Origin of the sequence: Bacillus sp. FJAT-27225 (assembly GCF_001685025.1) — a bacterium.
Taxonomy (GTDB): Bacteria; Bacillota; Bacilli; order Bacillales; family Cytobacillaceae; genus Bacillus_D.
Genome location: NZ_MAYU01000021.1, coordinates 729,746 through 748,456 on the forward strand (window position 1 = coordinate 729,746; position 18,711 = coordinate 748,456).

The following is an 18,711-nucleotide window of genomic DNA, read 5'->3' on the forward strand; positions in this document are numbered from 1 at the left end:
AACTTCTCACCTCCCTTTTATATCCGGTAAGAATTCATTACCTTTTTAATGGCTCTTGCAATATCATCCATATCTTCTTCTGTTCCAAGCAATACACGCTGCGGAAGCCAAATAATTTCCTGTTCACAGGCAGTTTCACTAACTGGACAGTTATAGATTTTTTCTTTCCCCAGCCATTTTTTCATTTCATTGATCACTGCCCGATTTTGATTTAAAGATACATATCCCCCGGTTACAGGAATCCCTTCCGCATTCATCTTTCGAATAAAGTCTTGTTTATCGACGGTTTCAGTCATTCCTTTTTCAATTCTGAACATGTACATATGGTACGCATGTCTTGTAACCCTTGGATCCCTTCCTGTCGGTGTAACCCCATCAATATGAGATATATACTGATTTAATAGAGCAGCATTATGTTCCCGGGTCTGGCATTGTTCTTCCAGGCGGGTTAATTGCGCAAGCAGAATGGCTGCCTGAAATTCAGACATCCGCAGGTTCCAGCCGATTCGTTCATGCTGATACCAGGCACCTGTTGGGATACGGCCAACATTGGCGAGAGACCAGGCCTTTTCGGCAAATTCCTTGTTATTGGATAAAATCATCCCTCCTTCACCGGAAGTAATGTTTTTGCCTGATTGAAAACTGAAGGAAGCCAAATCCCCCAGTGCTCCTGCTCTTTTATGTTCCCACTCAGCACCGACAGCTTGCGCGGCATCCTCAATCACTACCAACTGATGCTTTTTCGCAATCCTATTGATTTCGGTCATATTAGCCGGTGCACCTGCAATATGGACAGGAAGGATCGCTTTTGTTTTACTAGTGATCGCCTCTTCAATTTTTTCAGGATCAAGTGATAAGGTATCTTCCTCCACATCAACAAAAACAGGAATTGCTCCGAATATAAGCGCAGCGGTAGCAGTTGCTATAAAAGTGTAAGGAGGCATAATGACCTCATCCCCCGGATTTACCCCGGCTGCCTGCAGGGCAACAGTAATCCCTAATGTTCCGTTAACGGTTGAGATTGCATACGCTGCCTGATGTAAGTCGGCAAACTTCCTTTCTAGTTCCGGCAATTTATTGCGGTTGGTGCCTCCCCATTTTCCGGAACGGACAACTTCCAAAATCATTTCCTCTTCTTCCTTCCCAAAGATGGGCCAGTCAGGAAATGGTTTTGTTCTTACCGGACTCCCTCCGCTAATGGCGAGTTTATCCAAACTTGTTTCTGTCATTTCTATTCCTCCATTAGCGTCGAATCGACGACCTTTTTATTCTTGACATCCAATAAAAGTGTTTTTATTTCGAAGCCCTTCATTGAAAGTTCCACTGAGATATTGACTAGCGGAAGATGAATAGAAAATGTTCGACCTTTCCCTGTAGGCTCAAATAACCTTATGAGGTAATCGTCCGTTTTCTCCGCCTTTTTAAAAGCGGATAATTGAATGGACGGATCATCAATTTCCAGTAATGAAAGGGGCAATTCTCCTTCGCCAGATGGAAAATAAGTGAGTGCATAAGGTTTTTCATTATGTATATGGGCTTCCCGGTCAATGTTTTCGAGTCTCTTGTCCATTGATGAACCGTTGAACCAAAACCTAAAACTGCGTTCACCTTGATCCATTCGTTTTGAAAAACGGTCCTGAGGAATGACAGAGGCTTTTTCTCCCCCAAGCAATGCCGAGTAGCCAGCTGAACGAAGCAAGGATAATCGAATCTCTCCATCTTTTTCATCTGATCCATAGGTTCCATCATTAATACAGGAAAACGCCAGTTGCTCGTTTTCAGAAACAACAGCACTCCATTTCTGCGCCACAGCTTCCTTATGGTTCTGAGGAAGTTCTTCCCTGCCAAACGCTACCTGCCCGATATACTTATTGGAAGAAAAAACAGTCGGAACAGACAGCTTTAACATTTTGTCCTTCTCCAGCCAATGGGCAGTAAGTTCAACTTCGATTTCTGTCCCACGCTTAGGAAGATGATAACGCTGGCAAATTTGCGAATCATTGTACTCGAACAACACCTCTATAATTGAACGCACTTCCCCGTCCTCGATGATTCGGACTGCTGGCAGTTTTTCTGTCACACCGGAAACACGGGTTGCCTTTTCGGAATCCATGAGCTTGAACTCGCCAATTTTATCCGGAAAGCTTTTCACATGAGATCCCCATGCATCTTCGTTATCGTTCACCACAATTGGCATGAATGCGTTTGGTTTTAAATAATCCTTCCCGTCTATCCTATATTGATCAACATATCCGGTTTGGCAATTAATAACGACCTCCAAGTCATCTGTCACAAAGTGTATTTTCCCATCTTTTTCAGTGAGGCTTGGCTCCGGTTTACTAGGAATCAACTCAACCGTGCAATCAAAGCGGTTTAATTGTGCGGGCTTTAATTCCGCTGTAAAACTGACCTTTTTTCTCCAATCAATATATAAACTGCTTTCTTCTTCCTCTACTTGAGAAGGAATTCTTTCCCCGTTCGAATAAACGACAGGCAGGGCAAAGTGACCTTTAGAGGATTTAGGAAGCTGAAATTCACATTCAATAATCATGTTTACCGCATAAGGATGAGGGTTATAAACAAAAATCGGAATCTCCCCTTCGCCAGCTTGCTTCTGGCCGCTTGTTAATGCGAAGAATAATTTCAACCTTTCTCTCGCAAGGATTTCCAATCCATGATCCATCATCCGGATCGAGTTCTCCTCCACAGCCTGAATCGAGGTTCCTGCTAAAATATCATGGAACTGGGCAATCATCAGGTCTTCAATTGCTGCATTAATCGACTCTTGAGGATACGTTGCTAATTGCTGTAAAGCTGCGGCAGATGCCATCTTTTCCAGTGAGTAAATTTCATTTTCCAACTGCCGGTGTTTTTGTTTAATCCTGATTTGTGATGTATAGCAGCCAGGTGCCCACGGGTTTAAGTCCCCTTCATGTTTCTCTATCTCCTGATTTCCTTTTAATTCAGCAAAATAGGCTTCCGGAGTGGAATGGAGTACCTCAAAATCCTTCGTTTTTTCCTTAAGTTCCTGCAGGTTGTTTAAGTCAATTTTTGACGGTCCGCCTCCATGGTTCCCGATTCCCCAAAGAACAAGGCCAACCTCTTTTTCCCTATGTAATTCCATCCATTTGGTTACCTTTTCATGGGCTTTGCCCCTCCCTGATAAATAGGCATTAAACGCACGATGGCCCAGGACTTCGGAACCATCATAGCCCACCCAGACAAAGTCATCCCCAGGAAGCGGGCAATCCTGTTGATCAGGTCTGCACACTATATAAGAATCAAAACCGGATTTGTTTAAAATTTGCACTAAACCTCTCGTATGGCCAAATGAGTCAAAATTGATTGCAGTGGTAGGTTTCTGTCCGAATTTTTCTGCAAAGTAGTTTCTGCCGAATAATATTTGCCTTATAAAAGACTCTCCACTAGGCAAATTGCAGTCTGGCTGCAGGTACCATCCCCCCATGATATGCCATTTACCCTCAGCTACTAATTTTTGAATCCGTTTAAAAAGAACCGGATCAAAGGTCTCCACCCATTTGTAGAGAAGTACCTCATTATGATTAAAGATGAAGCCATCAAATTTCTCACAAAAATCTGCGGCAATTCTAAAAGTGGATAATGCTTCCCCTGCGCCTTCCTCGAGTTCCCATAACCACGCAGGGTCTAAATGCGCATTACATACTAAATGTAATTTTTTCACCGTTTTCATCTCCTTCCACTTGATGCAATTCGGCTACCCTAGTGCTGCGATTGTTAAGTTAATCTTTATGTAACAAGCTGTAATCCTTTTTTAAGAAAATAGCCCCCAGATGGTTAGATCCAGGGGCTATTGACTATTACTTGCGGTTTTCCTTATACCATTTAGTAGCTTCATCAATAAGCTTATCTCCGCCGCGTTTCTCCCAATTTGCAACAAACTCATCAAATTTATCTACTGATTCTTTTCCAGTTACTACTTTTGCAGCAAATTCCAGCCACAGGCCATCATAGGCCAGTTCAGGCCGTGCCTTTAATGTTTCCATTGCAGGCATATCCGCACCATCGTCGATTAAACCTTCTTGATTCGCAACCTTCAGGGAGTCATAAATCAACTCTCCATGTACTTTGTTCTTCACGAATTCTTCATTTGTTAAATATTCCTTAGGACCTGTAAAATGGATCCATTGCTGGTACATGAATTGTCTTCCTGCTTCTTCATTGGATGTTGGATACTTATAGTTGATTTCTCCATTTTCCACGGTATGATCTTTTCCCTCTAAACCATATAGGAAAAAGTTATCGGCCTCTTCGTTCCCTTGCTGATAGAACCAATCAAGGAATTTGATTGTTTCCTCCGCATTTTTTGAACCTGCTGGGATCGTCCAAACAAAGTCGGAAACACTTGAACCAAGTGGATAAACTCCTCCAGGTTTTCCACCCGGAATGACTGGTGATGGAATAATGGCAATTTTAGCATCGGGATGACTTTCATTTATTTTGGTCAGCCACGAATCTGGAGCAGCAGATGAGTGTGCCCACATTCCTACAAGTCCGGCTCCGATAATTTTGGCATCCCAGTCTTTCCCCTCTTGAACGAGGAACTCATTATCAAGCAGTTTTTCTTTATAAAGAGTCCTATACACTTTTAGTGCTTCTTTCATTTCCGGCTTAATGAAATTAGGAACCAGTTTACCGTCCTGATAGCTCCATGCTTGCGGCTGTGCATCATATGCACCAAAAAATGAATATCCAAAAGAGAAGTTTTTACGTGCAGAGAAAGGAATTTCATCCTGGATTCCATTTCCATTGGGATCCTTCGTTTTAAAGGCGCGCAACACTTCGATATATTCATCAACCGTCTTTGGAACTTCCAGCCCTAATTTATCTAACCAATCTTTTCTAATATACGTAACGGTCGAATTCAAAACAGGATTCTCTTGCGGGATCCCGAAAATTTGCCCATCTTTACTTACGCGGGGGTTATCCCATGATTCTTTCGGAATGGCCTTCAACAAATTTTTTCCATGTTTTTCAAGAAGATCATTTAATGGCATCAATACGCCTGCATCTAAAGCTGGTGCAATTTCAGGACGATTAATTCCTTTCGTTTGCAATAAGTCAGGCAATTCGCCTCCAGCTAAAAGAAGCTGCATATTTTGCTCATAATTTTCATGAGGGAGGACTTCAAGTGTAAGGTCGACATTCGCCAATTTCTCTAAATTTTTTACATATTCATCATTATTGATATCTTCATTCCCCTGAACATAGGCAGCCCCGCCTGTTTCCAATGCGACCTTTAGTTTAGCTGGTTCTTTTGCTTTTGCTTTTTCGGCGGCTTTCGGGTCTTTTTCAGTAGATGCCTTTTCCCCATTAGATGTACATCCGGCCAGGGCAATGAGAAGTACAAGCAATACGCCAATGAGACTCTTAGAAAATTTAATATTCATTCCTTTTCCCCCTTATTCGTTATTAATATATTCATCCTTTGATCGAACCCAGCATTGAACCTTTCACAAAATGCTTTTGGACAAAGGGATAAATAACTAGAATTGGAACCGTTGCTACTAAAATAGAGGCCATTTTGATTCCTTCAATCGATTGCACGGTAAGTGAGGCTGTTTGCAGCATTTGCTCTGCATCACTTTCGACAATTAGCTGCCTTAGCTTCACTTGAAGCGGAAACAATTTTTGGTCCCTAATGTACAAGAGAGCTCCAAAATATCCGTTCCAATGCCCTACTGCGTAGAATAATCCAATGGTACTCAGTGAGGGTAATGAAAGGGGCAGGACAACACTCCAGAGTGTCCGGTATTCCCCGCATCCATCCATTTTTGCTGTATCAAGCAAATCCCTTGGGATATTTTGAAAGAAGGAAATCATGATGATTAGATTGAATGCACTGATTAATCCCGGAATCATCAGGCTCCATAATGTATTCAGCATCCCAAGCGACTTTACAATCAAATAAGATGGAATCAACGGTGCAGAAAAGATCATTGAAAACACAACCATAAAGATAATGATTTTTCTGCCCTTCAAATCCTGCTTTGACAGGCCATACGCCATCAAAGAGGTAAAAATCAGATTCAATAGGGTCCCAAAAACAGTAATATAGACCGTCACTCCAAATGAACGCCAAATCTCTTTGTCCAACAATACTGCGCGGTAATTGTCCAGTGTAAAATCCACTGGCCATATGGTCACCCGGCCCTCCATAATCGCTTGTCCTGAACTAAATGAACCTGCAAAAATATGTACGAAAGGAAGCAGCATGGACAAACTAAGAATGGTAAGAAATATATAATTGAAGATACTGAAAGTCTTTTGTGCAGGAGTTTGTCTGATCATCCATCTTCTTCCCCTTTCTAATAGATTGAGTTTCCTGTCATTCTTTTACTTAGCTTATTTGCCCCAACTAACAACAGCAGGCCAACAACTGATTTAAATAGACCTATAGCGGTCGTATAACTATATTGCCCGCCAAGTAATCCGACTCGATAAATATACGTGTCAAATACTTCCCCGGTATCCCAAACTAGTGGATTTAAAAGCATATAAATTTGTTCAAATCCAAGATCAAGGATATTGCCAATTCTCAGAAGCAACAGCACAATTATGGTTGGCATGATGCTTGGTAGGGTAATGCTTATTGCCTGTCTCAATTTCCCCGCTCCATCTACCTCAGCGGCTTCATATAATTCAGGATTGACTCCTGCCATAGCTGCCAGATAAATAATCGTACCCCAGCCAATTTCCTTCCAAATTCCTGAGCTGACAACAATACTTCTGAAGAACTGTGGTTCCTGCATAAAGAAAATCGGTTCCCCGCCAAACCACTTAATCACTTCATTCACCATTCCTGAAGTCGGAGATAAAAAACTAATGACCAAACCTCCGACTATTACCCAGGATAGGAAATGGGGCAGGTAAAGAATTGTTTGGATCGTTTGCTTAAACTTCATTTTCCGGACTTCATTTAAGAGGAGTGCCAATATAATCGGTGCCGGGAATCCTAAAATTAATTGATAGAGACTGATCAATACAGTATTGGTTAGAATTTCATAGAACTCAGGGTATTCAAAAAGATTGATAAAGTGTTTTAGTCCCACCCAAGGGCTCTCAAATATTCCCCTATATACGTTATAATCCTGAAAGGCAATGACAATCCCACCGAGGGGAATATACTTAAATACGACAAAAAATATAAATCCCGGCAGAATCATCGAGTATAGCTGCCAGTGCTTTAAAAAGTAATTTTGTTTCTTTTGAATGGGTACCATTTTTATATCCGTTTGTACTAAATCAGGTTTCTTAGCTGATACATTCGGTTGCAGCATCTTATCCCCCCTATATAGGATTGATTTTAGAGAATTTTCAGATAAATATCCATGTCGTTTTTTATGATTTGTTGTGAATTTATTACTCTAATCATTTTTGCAAAGAGCATCCAAGAATAAAAAAGCCCTATATCTTAATCAGATATAAGGCACTTTATCATTTTTAAGAAGGCTTCGATATTCTGATGGCGACATTTTATAGTACTTTTTAAACGTTTTTGTAAAATGCGGATAATCATTATATCCAGCCAATTCAGCAATCTCATATGTTTTTAAACGAATATCCATTAGCAGTTTTTTTGTTTGCTCCATACGCAATTCTGTTAAATATTGAATGAAGCTCTTACCATATTCGTCTTTAAATTGCCTGCTGAAATAGGCTGGGGACATATTCACACTTTCCGCTACGTGCTGCAGTGTTAAATTGGGATCCGTAAAGCGGTCCTTAATAAACTCGACTGCTAAATTTATCTTAACGGAACTTCCCCAATTTTTAGATTCCTGAACATGGTTTGTTATTGTAGTGAACCAACGATTTATATGTTTAATAATATCTTCTATCTCGTGATTAACCGGGCCGGCCTCCAATTCCTCACAGATCAGTTCCCGGCCGAGTCTGCTGCTTATACCCCTTTTAACAAAATGATATAAATTAAGAAATAATTCCTTAACGAGCATGGAATTTACTTTTTTGGCTGTCATCTCCTGATAACAGGCCAGAAGCAATTCCTCACATTCCGACTTTCTGGCTCCCCACAAATATGTAATGAATTCCTCACTATATTCCTTACATTTTAAAAGCCACTCACTTGATTCCTCAGTCAATGACTTCTGGCTTTTTAATTGATTCTCCACTTTTTCCAGCATTTTATAAAATAGTTCCGGCTTTATCGGCTTTAATAAATAATCAATTGCCCCATGCCTTAATGCATGCTGTGCATATTCAAATTCATCAAACCCCGAGACGACAACGATTTTACTGTCAAACCCCATTGTCTCGACAGTTTGAATAAGCTCAATTCCATCCATTTCGGGCATGCGTATATCTGTGATAATAAGATTAGGGCGTAAATTCCTGGTTAATGTTAATGCCTCTTTGCCGTCCTGTGCATAACCAACTACCTTAAAATGAGGAAACTTCATTTCTATCAGTTTAGTTAAACTCTTTTTGATGATTGGTTCATCATCAACAATGATGACAGTAAACATAGTCCTCCTCCTATTCCCCGATCGGCAAAATGACCCGGATGATGGTGCCGTTTTCATTTGATTCCACTAATTTTAAGCCATATTGATCCCCAAAGGTTAACCGAATCCTTGTGTGCACATTCCATAGTCCTATCCTGTTTAAATGGTTCTGTTTGGTTGTAATTTCCTCTGAGCCTTTAAGGGAAAAAGCGTTTTGATACATTTGGAAGATCGTATCTGGCATGCCCTTTCCATGATCGATAATATCCAAAAAGAAAGCATCATTTTCCTTCCTCCCGCTCACGGCCAAAAAGGAAGGTTTAATCTTTTGGTTTTCGTAGCCATGCTCGAAGGAATTCTCGATGATTGGCTGTAAAATTAATTTTACTGCCCTTACTTTTCCTATCAATTCTTCGGGATAATCCAGGTGGACTTGCAGTTGTTCATATCTTTCCTTTTGGATATCCAGATAGGATGTAACATGCTCCAATTCATCATTGAGTGTGACGATATGGTTTAAATCCGATATATTGTAACGGAACATATCTGCCAAGCTTGTTGCCATCTTACTCACAATCATATTCCCTTCAAGAATAGCGTGTGAGTTGATCAGTTCCAAGGTATTGTATAAGAAATGTGGATTGATTTGAGATTGCATCGCCTTTAAGGAGGAATCGCGCTGCTTGATTTCCATTTCTTTTTCTTTTAATTCTGCTTTATGAACCACTTGTACCAGTCTTTCAAGCTCATTAACCATTTTATTGAAACTGCGATTCAACTTCCCGATTTCATCTTTTCTTTTCTCAGAAGCCCTTATTTGAAAATCACCCAATTCAGCTTTTTTCATTAATGCTTGTAAATGCGATAGTGACCTTGTTAATGATAATGAAAAGCCTCCGACTAACATGAGGGCAAGTGTGATTAAAGCGATTGCAATCGCAATGGTGATAGACCGGATTGAAACAAGCTTGCCTATTAAATTTTTCAAGGGAACTTCAGTCATAACCGTTAAGTTCGTTATTGGTGAAGTATGATAGGTTATGAGCCGTTTTTCTCCCTCGACTTCGATAATAAAGGAATCCTGGCTTTTTTTAAAAATGTCCTTTAAATATGCTCTATCCACCTTTGTTCCAAGGCTTTGTCTATCAGGATGATAGAGAATTCTCCCATTTTCATCTGTAATCCATATAAAGCCGGTTTCACCTATATGTTCCTGATCACTGATTTCTTTTAATTTCTGTATTTTTAAATCAATGAGAAACATACCACTGGTTTTATATGTATGATAATCCAAAAAACTGCGGGTCAAGGTTATAACCGGCTTGGAATCTTCATAGTTTATTCCTCTTAATTCAAAACCTAATAATTTTGGAGCATCTTCATTTTTGAATTTTTCAAACCTCTTATATGCCGAAAAGGTGGTTCCAATTTGGTTGTTTGAGGCTACATTAAAGGAAATGACATCTCCCCGGCTATACAGCTCGGGAGCGATTTCCTTTTCAATTCTTTTTGAAAGGAGATAGGTTTCAAAATCATCATCAGGGCTTAAATTAATGTATTCCTGAATAACGGGATGGATAATGACAGGTTTAACTGTTCGTTCCAGTCCCTGAAAATAGTCATCCAAATTATTGTTCTGCTGCCTGACTAATTGTTCACTATCATTTATGGCATTTGTTTCAATAACCTTGGTGGACTGGCTGTACCAGATATAACCGAAAAACAGGAAAGGAAATAATAAAAATAAAATAACTAATAAATACAGCTTTGTCTTAATCGACAAATCAACCAGCCGGCTAATCATGTATATCCACCATTTGCCTGATTTCGTTTTTCTTCCAGCCGTTTGAAACTAAGTTGAGCAAAGTAACTGATTACATAGGCGGGTAGACTGATCCCGAGAAAAGGAAGAAAACCCGGTACGATAGTGAAAAAAATAGTACAAAGTATAAGGCCAAGTACAATCAGCAAGGTTTGTAACGGAGCAAATACAGGAAATAAGAAAGAGTTTTTAAAGGACTCAGATGTTTTCATTTGAAAGTGTGAACAGATTGGAAACACATAACAAAATGCCAGGCCAAACAGAATGAAAAGAATCGTAAAAAAACCTACAAGTATCTCGTAAAACATCCCCTCAAATTGGCTGAAATAGCGGATGTCAAAATAAATGAGCAAGCCAATTCCCGTATAGAGGAAAGACAATTTTATGCCTCTTGAAAAATTCAGTTTGAATTCTTCTTTAAAAGCATGAAAAATCTTTACATCTTCATCAAAAACAATCATTTTCCTTAACACTGCAAACAATGCCAGTGTCGATGCTCCAACACCAACTATCACCAATCCGGCTAAAGTAAATAGAATCCACACTATATTTAAATAGGCAAGCCTTACTACCCACAAGGAAAAGCGATGAAAAACCCCCATGAAGCCGTTCATTTCCATTCTTTAATCCCCCTATTGAAACCAATTATGTATAGTATAGCAATAACAAGAATATTTTGAAATGTCTCATAATATAGAGGTTAATAAGAAAATTGAGAAAACAGAAGATTTTCCAAGCCCGATATGCTATTTAGTTAAACTGGTTTTCCTGTATCCTTATAAAAAACTCCTTGAGATAGAGTATCTAAGTAGACCCCAAGTAAAAAAAGCACATAGGTTTAGCCTTACCGGCTGCCTATGTGCTTTTATTATAGTAATATGAAAGTTTTAGAATCAGTCACTTCTGTTATCTCAATTCATAAGCCTTATCAATACAACTGGTTATTTGGCCTAATTAATCTACCCACTCTAATCTACTATATACCTCTCCAGGAGTGAGCCTTAAATTATCTGCCAGGTTTAGGAACAGTCCGTTCCACGTTGTCTAAAATAGGTTCCTAGTATCTACAACATAGCTCGCTTTCCTTAAAAGAAAAAGTTTATTTCACAAACGTATTAGGTATTAGGTATTAAGATTGCAACTACCTCGCCACGGGCACAAAGAACATCATTTGCAAATACCTCTGTATGTACTCTCCATCTTTAGGATGAATTTCTTCAACAGTTCCAATTGCTTTTGAACGATCTAATACTTCCGCTTTCTACACCATAGAAAGATCCCGCTATAATTTTTAAAATAGTTTGACGTTTTTGTGAGATAATGATATAAAAGCTATTAACAAAGATGGCTACAACTAAGAGGTGGAGGTTATGGAGATGGGAAATAACTGTAAAATTTTGGACTGTACAATTCGAGATGGAGGGCTAGTCAACAATTGGGACTTCAGCGTCGAATTTGTTCAAGACTTGTATAATGGCCTAAGTGATGCAGGCGTTGAATATATGGAGATAGGATACAAAAATTCTCCTAAACTTCTAAACGCAACTGAGCCCAATCCTTGGAGGTTTCTTGACGATAACTTCCTGAAAGAAATCATCCCTGAGAAAAAATTCACGAAACTATCGGCACTCGTTGATATTGGGAGAGTTGACCCAAACGACATCCTGCCGCGTGAAGAAAGTGTATTGGATATGATTAGGGTCGCCTGCTATATTCGCGAAGTGGACAAGGGCCTCGAGCTTGTGCAAATGTTCCATGATTTGGGCTATGAGACTTCTCTCAACATCATGGCTTTATCAAGCGTCCCTGAACAACAGCTCATTAAAGCATTCGAATTGGTGAAAGCAAGCCCTGTCGATGTGGTCTATATCGTTGACTCCTTCGGCAGCCTGGATCCCGCAGACATCGAGCATCAGGTGAACAAGTTCAAAGCCATGCTTCCAGACAAACAGCTTGGAATCCATACCCATAACAACATGCAGCTCGCATTCGCCAATACGCTGGCTGCCTTACAAAATGGGGTAACCTTCCTCGATTCATCCGTCTACGGCATGGGCCGAGCCGCCGGTAACTGTCATACAGAACTACTCGTTGGCTATATACAAAAGACAAGCTATGAGCTTAAGCCTGTCCTTGGCGTGATTGAAAAGCATATGCTCGACATGCGCCAAAGGTGGGAATGGGGCTACATCATCCCCTACATGATTTCCGGTATCCTGAACGAACATCCACGCGTCGCCATGGCCTACCGTGACAGTGCCAACCGGGATAAATTTGTTGATTTCTATGACAAAGTAACAACTCCGGAAGCCACAATAGCATCATCTGAAAGTCGGTAAGATTACATACTGAAGGTGGAAGTAAACACTATATAATGTAAGGTTACAAATGCTGGATTTTATGAGCCAACAGGAACTGTCGACGCACAGTTCCTGTTATTTTTTATGTAATCGGGTTCAATGCTGGAAACATCTTCACCACAAATTCGGTTTCACGACCATGAACCAGAGCATCGACATCAATAATATGATGTAGGTCCAGATGGCGCGCTTCAATTTTGCGGTGAGTGCTAGTTTATTTGTTCCTTCTTCGGCAAATTCGCGAAGTGTTGGAGAGAATGCCCGGGCCAGGAAAAAGAGGGAGGCGAACAGCAGTGCCAGGGTTCCGACAATCCATGGCGTTTTCCATGTCCATGGTCCGAGGATGACGAGCAGCACTCCTGTTCCAATCAGCACATGGCCGGCGTGTTTTGACAGCCGCACGACTGACTTCAGCAAAGCCAAATGGGCATCCAGCTCTTTCTTCTCAGCATCAGGCAGTTTTTTCACAATGGGCATCAAAATGAAGAAGGGCCCTATGGACGCAATCGCGCTTGCGACGTGAAGATAAATAATGATACGGTACAATAAGTCCATTTCTTATTCTTTAACAGGACTAAATTCATGCACCCAGACACGCATTTTCGGAAGCCATGGCATTCCCGGGTGATACGATAGAATCGACTGTTTGTACGCTTCTACATTCTCAAAGCCCTCGCGCTGCGCATCTGCATCTGTCAATTCTCCAAGTGATTGAGAATAGACATTGTCCACGACGAATTTCTTTCCTTTTAACTCCATGATTTCGCCTACATCGGCATAACGGCCGTTACGGCGCGTAGCAGTTTTCTTGTCTGCCAACACTTTATTGACGTCGTCTTCCATTGTGACAAGACGCTCAACCTCACATGTTTTGGGCGGCAAAGCATTGTTCTGTTTTGTCATTGAAAAAAACTCCCTTCCTTTTGCTCCTCTATAATATTACATATAGAAAGAAAGAACTCCAATGCAAACAATCGTACCCATGTCAGGGACACAATAAAAAGAAGATTAAGCAGATATACCAAGAAGCAAATTTCCAGCCTGAGGAGACTTTTCTCAATTTGCCGTGATGCGCGAATAGCTGGTCCCCACAGCCGGCTCCTTTTTTAAAGTCAACTGTCCACTTCTATAGAAAAGTTGCTTACTGATTGATGATTACTACAATAAGTAGCATTCAACAGTTCTCTATGGTCCCCCAGTAAATAACAGAAAGGCCTGCCACATGTAGCATGGGCAGGCCGTCTTATTAGGTAAACGTGACATGTACCGTATAACCAATATTCTCGAAAAATACTTTTAACGCCTTTTCGGCATTTTTCTCTGCAGTATCTAGTAAACCAATAGAGATAGCTTCTTTACGAATTTTATCTTGTGCCTCAGCGGCCTTCTCAAACCCTTCATCCATTTTAATATCAGTACGGAAAAGCCCATTACTGTCAACGGCCTGTATTTTATCCAACTGTACCGCTGGATCCTGGATGAGCTTTGCATGAGGAAGAGTAATATCTATTTCTTTTGTTTCTTTATTAATAACCATGTCCTCAGAAGTAACCTTTTTCAAATCAACACCGGCAATAACCGTCGCAGGTACAACCAATAGAAGTTCTCGCTTTGTTCCTGGCAAATCAAGAGGGATGTCTTTCCCGAAAATCTTATTATCCTTTTCTTTTATAACCGTCTTCATATGTGCTTCAGCTGTTGCCAATGTGGCTAGCTCTTGAACACTTTCAACAAATGTGACAGACTCTTTTTTGGTGTTACCGCCTGCAAATTGCCAAATTACTACTGAAATGATTAAAAGAACAAGGATGGGCAAAATAACTTTAAATACTCCAGCTCTAATAAAGGACTTAGAAATTCGTTTCGGTTCAGATACATATCTTGTGTTTTGACCTACCGCAATTGTTGCAGCACTTTGCTGTCGTGCTTCCTTTAATTCTATTAATAGTCTTTCTAGCTGTTCAATTTTTTCGTCTTTTTCTTCAAAAATTTCTCTATTTGTACCCATATTTCCACCTTCCATTTCACTCATTACAATATTTAAAGTTAAAACTCTTTTCTTTTAGTCTCTTAAAACAGTTTCATCATCACCAATATTTCACTGCGTTTTCATCTTCATCTATTTCGAAAGCAAGTAACACCTGACCGTTCAGGTCCTGCCTATCTATACACTTTTTATCGAGATTCTTGGTATATTCTATTTCCTGTCTAATTGGTAGTTCCAAGTATGCCTTCCATTCGGATATCCATCAATAAAAAGAATTTGATTGCCTTGCATTTCCCTCCATTTCCAATAAATATCAACGAATATAATATGATAAATTTAACATAAACATTTAAGATGATGTAGAAAAATCAGGACTTTTATCTGATATTGTAAAATTTACTAATAAAACAAAAGACTCTATCCTTGTTCACGATGAACTACTCATAGTAGCTCGAGATTCTTTAGAGTTGCCGGACAGGACAAGCTTATGTCCATAAGAGACTAAAAGATGCACCTAACGTTCTCTCCAACCAGAAAAGCCACCAGGATAGTTCCGGTGGCATTAATACGTATTTAATAATATCTTTCTGGTGGGCTAAGCTGTTCATTTTTCAGCCCAGCCTATTAAACACTCTACCGGGACGGTTCTTCTGGCATTTAAGAGCCACCAGAACCGTCCCCATCGCTTCATTTTGTGAAAGTAGCGGGCAATACAACCGCAACGACCTCGTTTCCAATACCCTTCTCATTGTCGTACAATATCTGTAGTAGGATTGGTGCAAGGGCCTTTTTAAAATTTATTGCCCTAAATAACCATCAAATTGCAGTCAAATAACCTTTAATTATTTACAGACGGTATGGATTAGGAATAATAATAAGGTGCTTAGAAACCACACACATTATAACTTCCGTATTACCCCCTCTTTAATTCCAGTAATATAATCCCCGTATATATTCCTTATTAAAAACTCATTTTGTAAACCTAATCTCCATTTTTCATTTGAAGCAGCAATATAATACTTAAACATATCTTCAACATGTAAATTACTAGACTTTTTATGATAATTCTCATAGCTACTAAATGAACTTATATACCTACAAAATATTTCAAAAAGGAGAGTTTCGTCAAAATAACTATCCCCTATGAAACTGTAAGTATTGTCATTTCCAAAAAAGAACTGGCTCATTTTTAAAATTAGGTCAAACTGATGTTCTTCTAAAACAAACCACTCTTTATCAAGATGTTTAGGCTTTCCTGGCTCAGCTTTATCATAACGAATTGCAGATATTAGTTTAGAAATGTAACTACCGGTTATTACCACCAACATATCTGTTATTTGTAATCCAACAAAATCTTTAGAATCCAGGTCTACTAGCACTTTCCCAAATCCAATCTTTTCAAATGGCTCAGAAGGGATACCTTGGTCAAGAATTAACGTTGACTGCTCAGGTTGCCATATATCTTTTAACTTGTTCTCGGACAACCATAAGTCAACATCGAAGCTCACTTTATCCCAATCAAATGATACTTTTTCAAATAGTAAATTATCAGCTAAGTGTTTCCCCTTCCCAATTATATTTATCATATTTTTATAATCTTTTAATTGATATTTCATTCTAGCGTTATTTTTGTGCTTTGCTACGAATCCTTTCAAATCATTTTGAATAGAATATAATATTTCATTAATTTTTTTCTGTGGATCGAAAAGAGTTTTAATGACCTCTTCTGATGCTTCTAATTCACAATATTTTGTGAGAGTATATTTCAACAATATGGCAGATTTAATAAATCTTTTAGATTCAAGTTTTAGAATCCATGGTGTGAGTCTGGCATCAACAACCATTGACATTTTATTTACTGAAAAAAGTAAGTTAGAAACGTTTGCCTCCAGCAGGATATCAAATAACTTAAGATAGAAATCACTATTAACTTTTTTTATACTCGCAATGCCAAATTTGAAATTCCCCTTTAGAATATCAATTCCTTTTAGTTCTTTTTCGACTTTATTTCTTTGTTCTTCTCTATACTCTTCAACAAGTTTAGAATATTTTTTGATAATATCTTCAAGAGAACTTTCAGGGATATAAAGTACATCAGCAACATAAGATCGCATTAAATCATCACCAAGATTTATTCTTCTATCATCACTATAGTTTCTTGAAATTCTAATCGTTTCCTGTGGTCCCTTTTCATCAATAAAAACTTGTCCCATAGTTAATCATCCTCAACTTCAATTTTAATCAAATAAACTTTTTATATTTTAAACTGATATCTGTATCTACTAAATTCCTAATAGGTTCTATCTTTTTAGATTCGATATTTACTGAAATCCCCATCTGTAGATAAATCAATAAAACACCCTTAACCATCTATTTTAGCTATAATTAGTTTTGTGTGACGTTGCCCATCCCATCTTTTATTCCGTTAAATGGCCTGATTGTAGAACTCCTACCCGATAAATAAAACCTTTTTAATAAAGTTGTCATAAACGAAATTATTTGTTGCATAGTAAGATTTTATTGCCCAGTAGTTGTTACAAAAAAAGAGGCGTAAGACAATTTGACTTCCGCCTACTTCATATAATGTTAGCTTTCGAAAAGGAACAATAGATTAAAAACAGACATTACATTTGCTCCATTTGTTTCTTGTAACTCTGTTAGCCTCTTGTTCTAACTCTTTATAATCTATGGAACATATTTTTTCATAATTTGTCCTTGAACCTTGATGTTTTAATGTTTGTAATGTGTAACAAGTAGCATGATGCATTTTAGTCATTTCAGCAGTACCGAAATGATTAAAAACATAACCTGGTTTGTTATCAATTAGCCATTTCTCATATCCGTTTTCGTCCTTATAGAATTTATATATCATTTAACCCCTCCTCCTTTAATTGATTAAAAATTTCTATGAGTATAAATGTTAATATAGAATATATTAATTGCGGTTATATACTATAAGGATCTTTGGATACAATGTTCGACATGTATTGAAAAACCCCTTCAAAACAACCTATAAAATGTAAATATAAAAAGAGTGGTTACTTCTGAAACCACCCTTTATCTGTGTAATATTATGAGTCTAATGACAATCACTCTAATTGAATTAGGTGCCTTTTATGCTGCTCACGTTTCTTCGTGAGTAATCTTGCATATTTAAGTGTGGTATCTGGCGAACTGTGACCTAACAGTTCTTGAATAGCTACGATTTCAGCTCCATTATTAAATGTTAATGTAGCAAATTTATATCTTAAAACATGAGGACTAACTTTGTCTTGTAAACCAGTTTTGTAAGCTATCATTCCTATTTCCCTTTGGATTCCTCGCTTAGATAATCTTCTATAAGGTTTGTACAACTCTTTTAAAGCTGCCACTAAATCTAATAATATTTGCTCTCCTTGATTGATAAAAATCAACACTCCTTAGTTAAGATTGGTAAACTAAGGATTATCCATTCAAACACCCAAAATACAAAGTAGTATGGCTACATCCTTTTTCTATAACATTTAGCCTTATAGTGACAGAAAAAGACGATTACTTTTGGTGTAATCGTCTCCTATTGATTGTGTATTGCAAGTATGGTTGTACTATGTAGTTATAGTTAACAAAAATGAGTTGGAAGCCATATTAATTGTTTATTACACCTAGCTTTTACTACTTCTCGTGATCACGCTTTGGTTTATTTTCTCGATTTCCTTGGTGTAGGGAAACTACCCACTTATTTGGTTCTTTATTTCCATCAGGTCTTGGAACCGTATTGAAGTATTTCATTGTGTTTTGTTGGTAATATTCGTGAGGAAATTCGACTCCTGCAAGAAGGTTATCAAAATATACAAGTCGCTGTGCTACACCCTCTCCTTTAAGATTCCGATCTGCTAGTTGAGGATATTCTTTTATCAATCTTTTTCCAAAGTTGATAGTTATTTCTTTTGTTTTTGCTTTTGTTTCATCCTGGACAAAATAACGATATTCTTTAATATTGTCTATGAAAATTTGGTTTTGCTCATCATTATATGTCTGACCACTCATACTCTTCCC

At 38.6% G+C, this 18,711-nt stretch carries 16 protein-coding genes and 1 pseudogene; 1 reads left to right on the forward strand and 16 read right to left on the reverse strand.

Annotation, left to right across the window (positions count from 1 at the left end; translation table 11 throughout):
- Nucleotides 1-17: 17 nt before the first annotated feature.
- The 9 genes and pseudogenes from A8F94_RS15365 to A8F94_RS26215 form a co-directional block, all read right to left on the reverse strand.
- Nucleotides 18-1,229, reverse strand: a complete 1,212-nt coding sequence (locus A8F94_RS15365; protein WP_066202177.1) for a DegT/DnrJ/EryC1/StrS family aminotransferase — start codon at nt 1,227-1,229, stop codon at nt 18-20.
- Between the two features lie 2 nt (nt 1,230-1,231).
- Nucleotides 1,232-3,703 (reverse strand): glycoside hydrolase family 38 C-terminal domain-containing protein, encoded by a 2,472-nt coding sequence (locus A8F94_RS15370; protein WP_077247741.1) that lies wholly within the window; start codon nt 3,701-3,703, stop codon nt 1,232-1,234.
- 136 nt (nt 3,704-3,839) lie between these two features.
- Complete coding sequence (locus tag A8F94_RS15375; protein ID WP_066202180.1) at nt 3,840-5,429, reverse strand: extracellular solute-binding protein; 1,590 nt, start codon at nt 5,427-5,429, stop codon at nt 3,840-3,842.
- Nucleotides 5,430-5,460: 31 nt separating this feature from the next.
- A complete protein-coding gene (locus tag A8F94_RS15380) occupies nt 5,461-6,330 on the reverse strand; it encodes a carbohydrate ABC transporter permease (protein ID WP_066202182.1) in 870 nt (289 codons plus the stop codon).
- Between the two features lie 17 nt (nt 6,331-6,347).
- Nucleotides 6,348-7,319 carry an ABC transporter permease gene (locus A8F94_RS15385; protein ID WP_441294195.1) on the reverse strand — a complete coding sequence of 324 codons (972 nt, stop codon included), beginning with the start codon at nt 7,317-7,319 and terminating at the stop codon, nt 6,348-6,350.
- 138 nt (nt 7,320-7,457) lie between these two features.
- Nucleotides 7,458-8,528 carry a response regulator transcription factor gene (locus A8F94_RS15390; RefSeq protein WP_066202184.1) on the reverse strand — a complete coding sequence of 357 codons (1,071 nt, stop codon included), beginning with the start codon at nt 8,526-8,528 and terminating at the stop codon, nt 7,458-7,460.
- A 10-nt stretch (nt 8,529-8,538) separates the two neighbouring features.
- Nucleotides 8,539-10,311, reverse strand: coding sequence for a sensor histidine kinase (locus A8F94_RS15395; protein ID WP_066202188.1), 1,773 nt, complete (start codon nt 10,309-10,311; stop codon nt 8,539-8,541).
- Entirely contained in the window at nt 10,308-10,949 is a 642-nt protein-coding gene (locus tag A8F94_RS15400; RefSeq protein ID WP_066202190.1) for a YesL family protein, read from the reverse strand. The genes A8F94_RS15395 and A8F94_RS15400 overlap by 4 nt, the downstream gene beginning before the upstream one ends.
- Before the next feature lie 495 nt (nt 10,950-11,444).
- A pseudogene (locus tag A8F94_RS26215) lies at nt 11,445-11,563 on the reverse strand (PaaI family thioesterase); the annotation flags it as partial.
- A 142-nt stretch (nt 11,564-11,705) separates the two neighbouring features.
- On the opposite strand from A8F94_RS26215, the gene A8F94_RS15405 reads away from it, so the two are divergent.
- The gene (locus tag A8F94_RS15405) at nt 11,706-12,668 is read left to right on the forward strand and encodes an aldolase catalytic domain-containing protein (protein WP_066202191.1); all 963 of its coding nucleotides are present in this window, start codon (nt 11,706-11,708) and stop codon (nt 12,666-12,668) included.
- A gap of 135 nt (nt 12,669-12,803) precedes the next feature.
- On the opposite strand, the gene A8F94_RS15410 is transcribed toward A8F94_RS15405, so the two are convergent.
- From A8F94_RS15410 to A8F94_RS15440, 7 genes are all read right to left on the reverse strand, one after another.
- Complete coding sequence (locus A8F94_RS15410) at nt 12,804-13,244, reverse strand: hypothetical protein (protein WP_066202193.1); 441 nt, start codon at nt 13,242-13,244, stop codon at nt 12,804-12,806.
- Nucleotides 13,245-13,247: 3 nt separating this feature from the next.
- On the reverse strand, nt 13,248-13,592 hold the full coding sequence (locus A8F94_RS15415; RefSeq protein WP_066202195.1) for an ASCH domain-containing protein: 345 nt from the start codon (nt 13,590-13,592) through the stop codon (nt 13,248-13,250).
- A gap of 343 nt (nt 13,593-13,935) precedes the next feature.
- Nucleotides 13,936-14,697, reverse strand: coding sequence for a DUF4230 domain-containing protein (locus A8F94_RS15420; RefSeq protein ID WP_066202196.1), 762 nt, complete (start codon nt 14,695-14,697; stop codon nt 13,936-13,938).
- An 878-nt stretch (nt 14,698-15,575) separates the two neighbouring features.
- Nucleotides 15,576-16,889 (reverse strand): hypothetical protein, encoded by a 1,314-nt coding sequence (locus A8F94_RS15425; protein WP_066202198.1) that lies wholly within the window; start codon nt 16,887-16,889, stop codon nt 15,576-15,578.
- Between the two features lie 398 nt (nt 16,890-17,287).
- Nucleotides 17,288-17,548: a hypothetical protein gene (locus tag A8F94_RS15430; protein WP_066202200.1), complete on the reverse strand. Its 261-nt coding sequence runs from the start codon at nt 17,546-17,548 to the stop codon at nt 17,288-17,290.
- A 217-nt stretch (nt 17,549-17,765) separates the two neighbouring features.
- Nucleotides 17,766-18,089, reverse strand: a complete 324-nt coding sequence (locus A8F94_RS26220; RefSeq protein ID WP_066202201.1) for a tyrosine-type recombinase/integrase — start codon at nt 18,087-18,089, stop codon at nt 17,766-17,768.
- 238 nt (nt 18,090-18,327) lie between these two features.
- The gene (locus tag A8F94_RS15440) at nt 18,328-18,702 is read right to left on the reverse strand and encodes a hypothetical protein (protein ID WP_066202204.1); all 375 of its coding nucleotides are present in this window, start codon (nt 18,700-18,702) and stop codon (nt 18,328-18,330) included.
- Between the last annotated feature and the right edge of the window lie 9 nt (nt 18,703-18,711).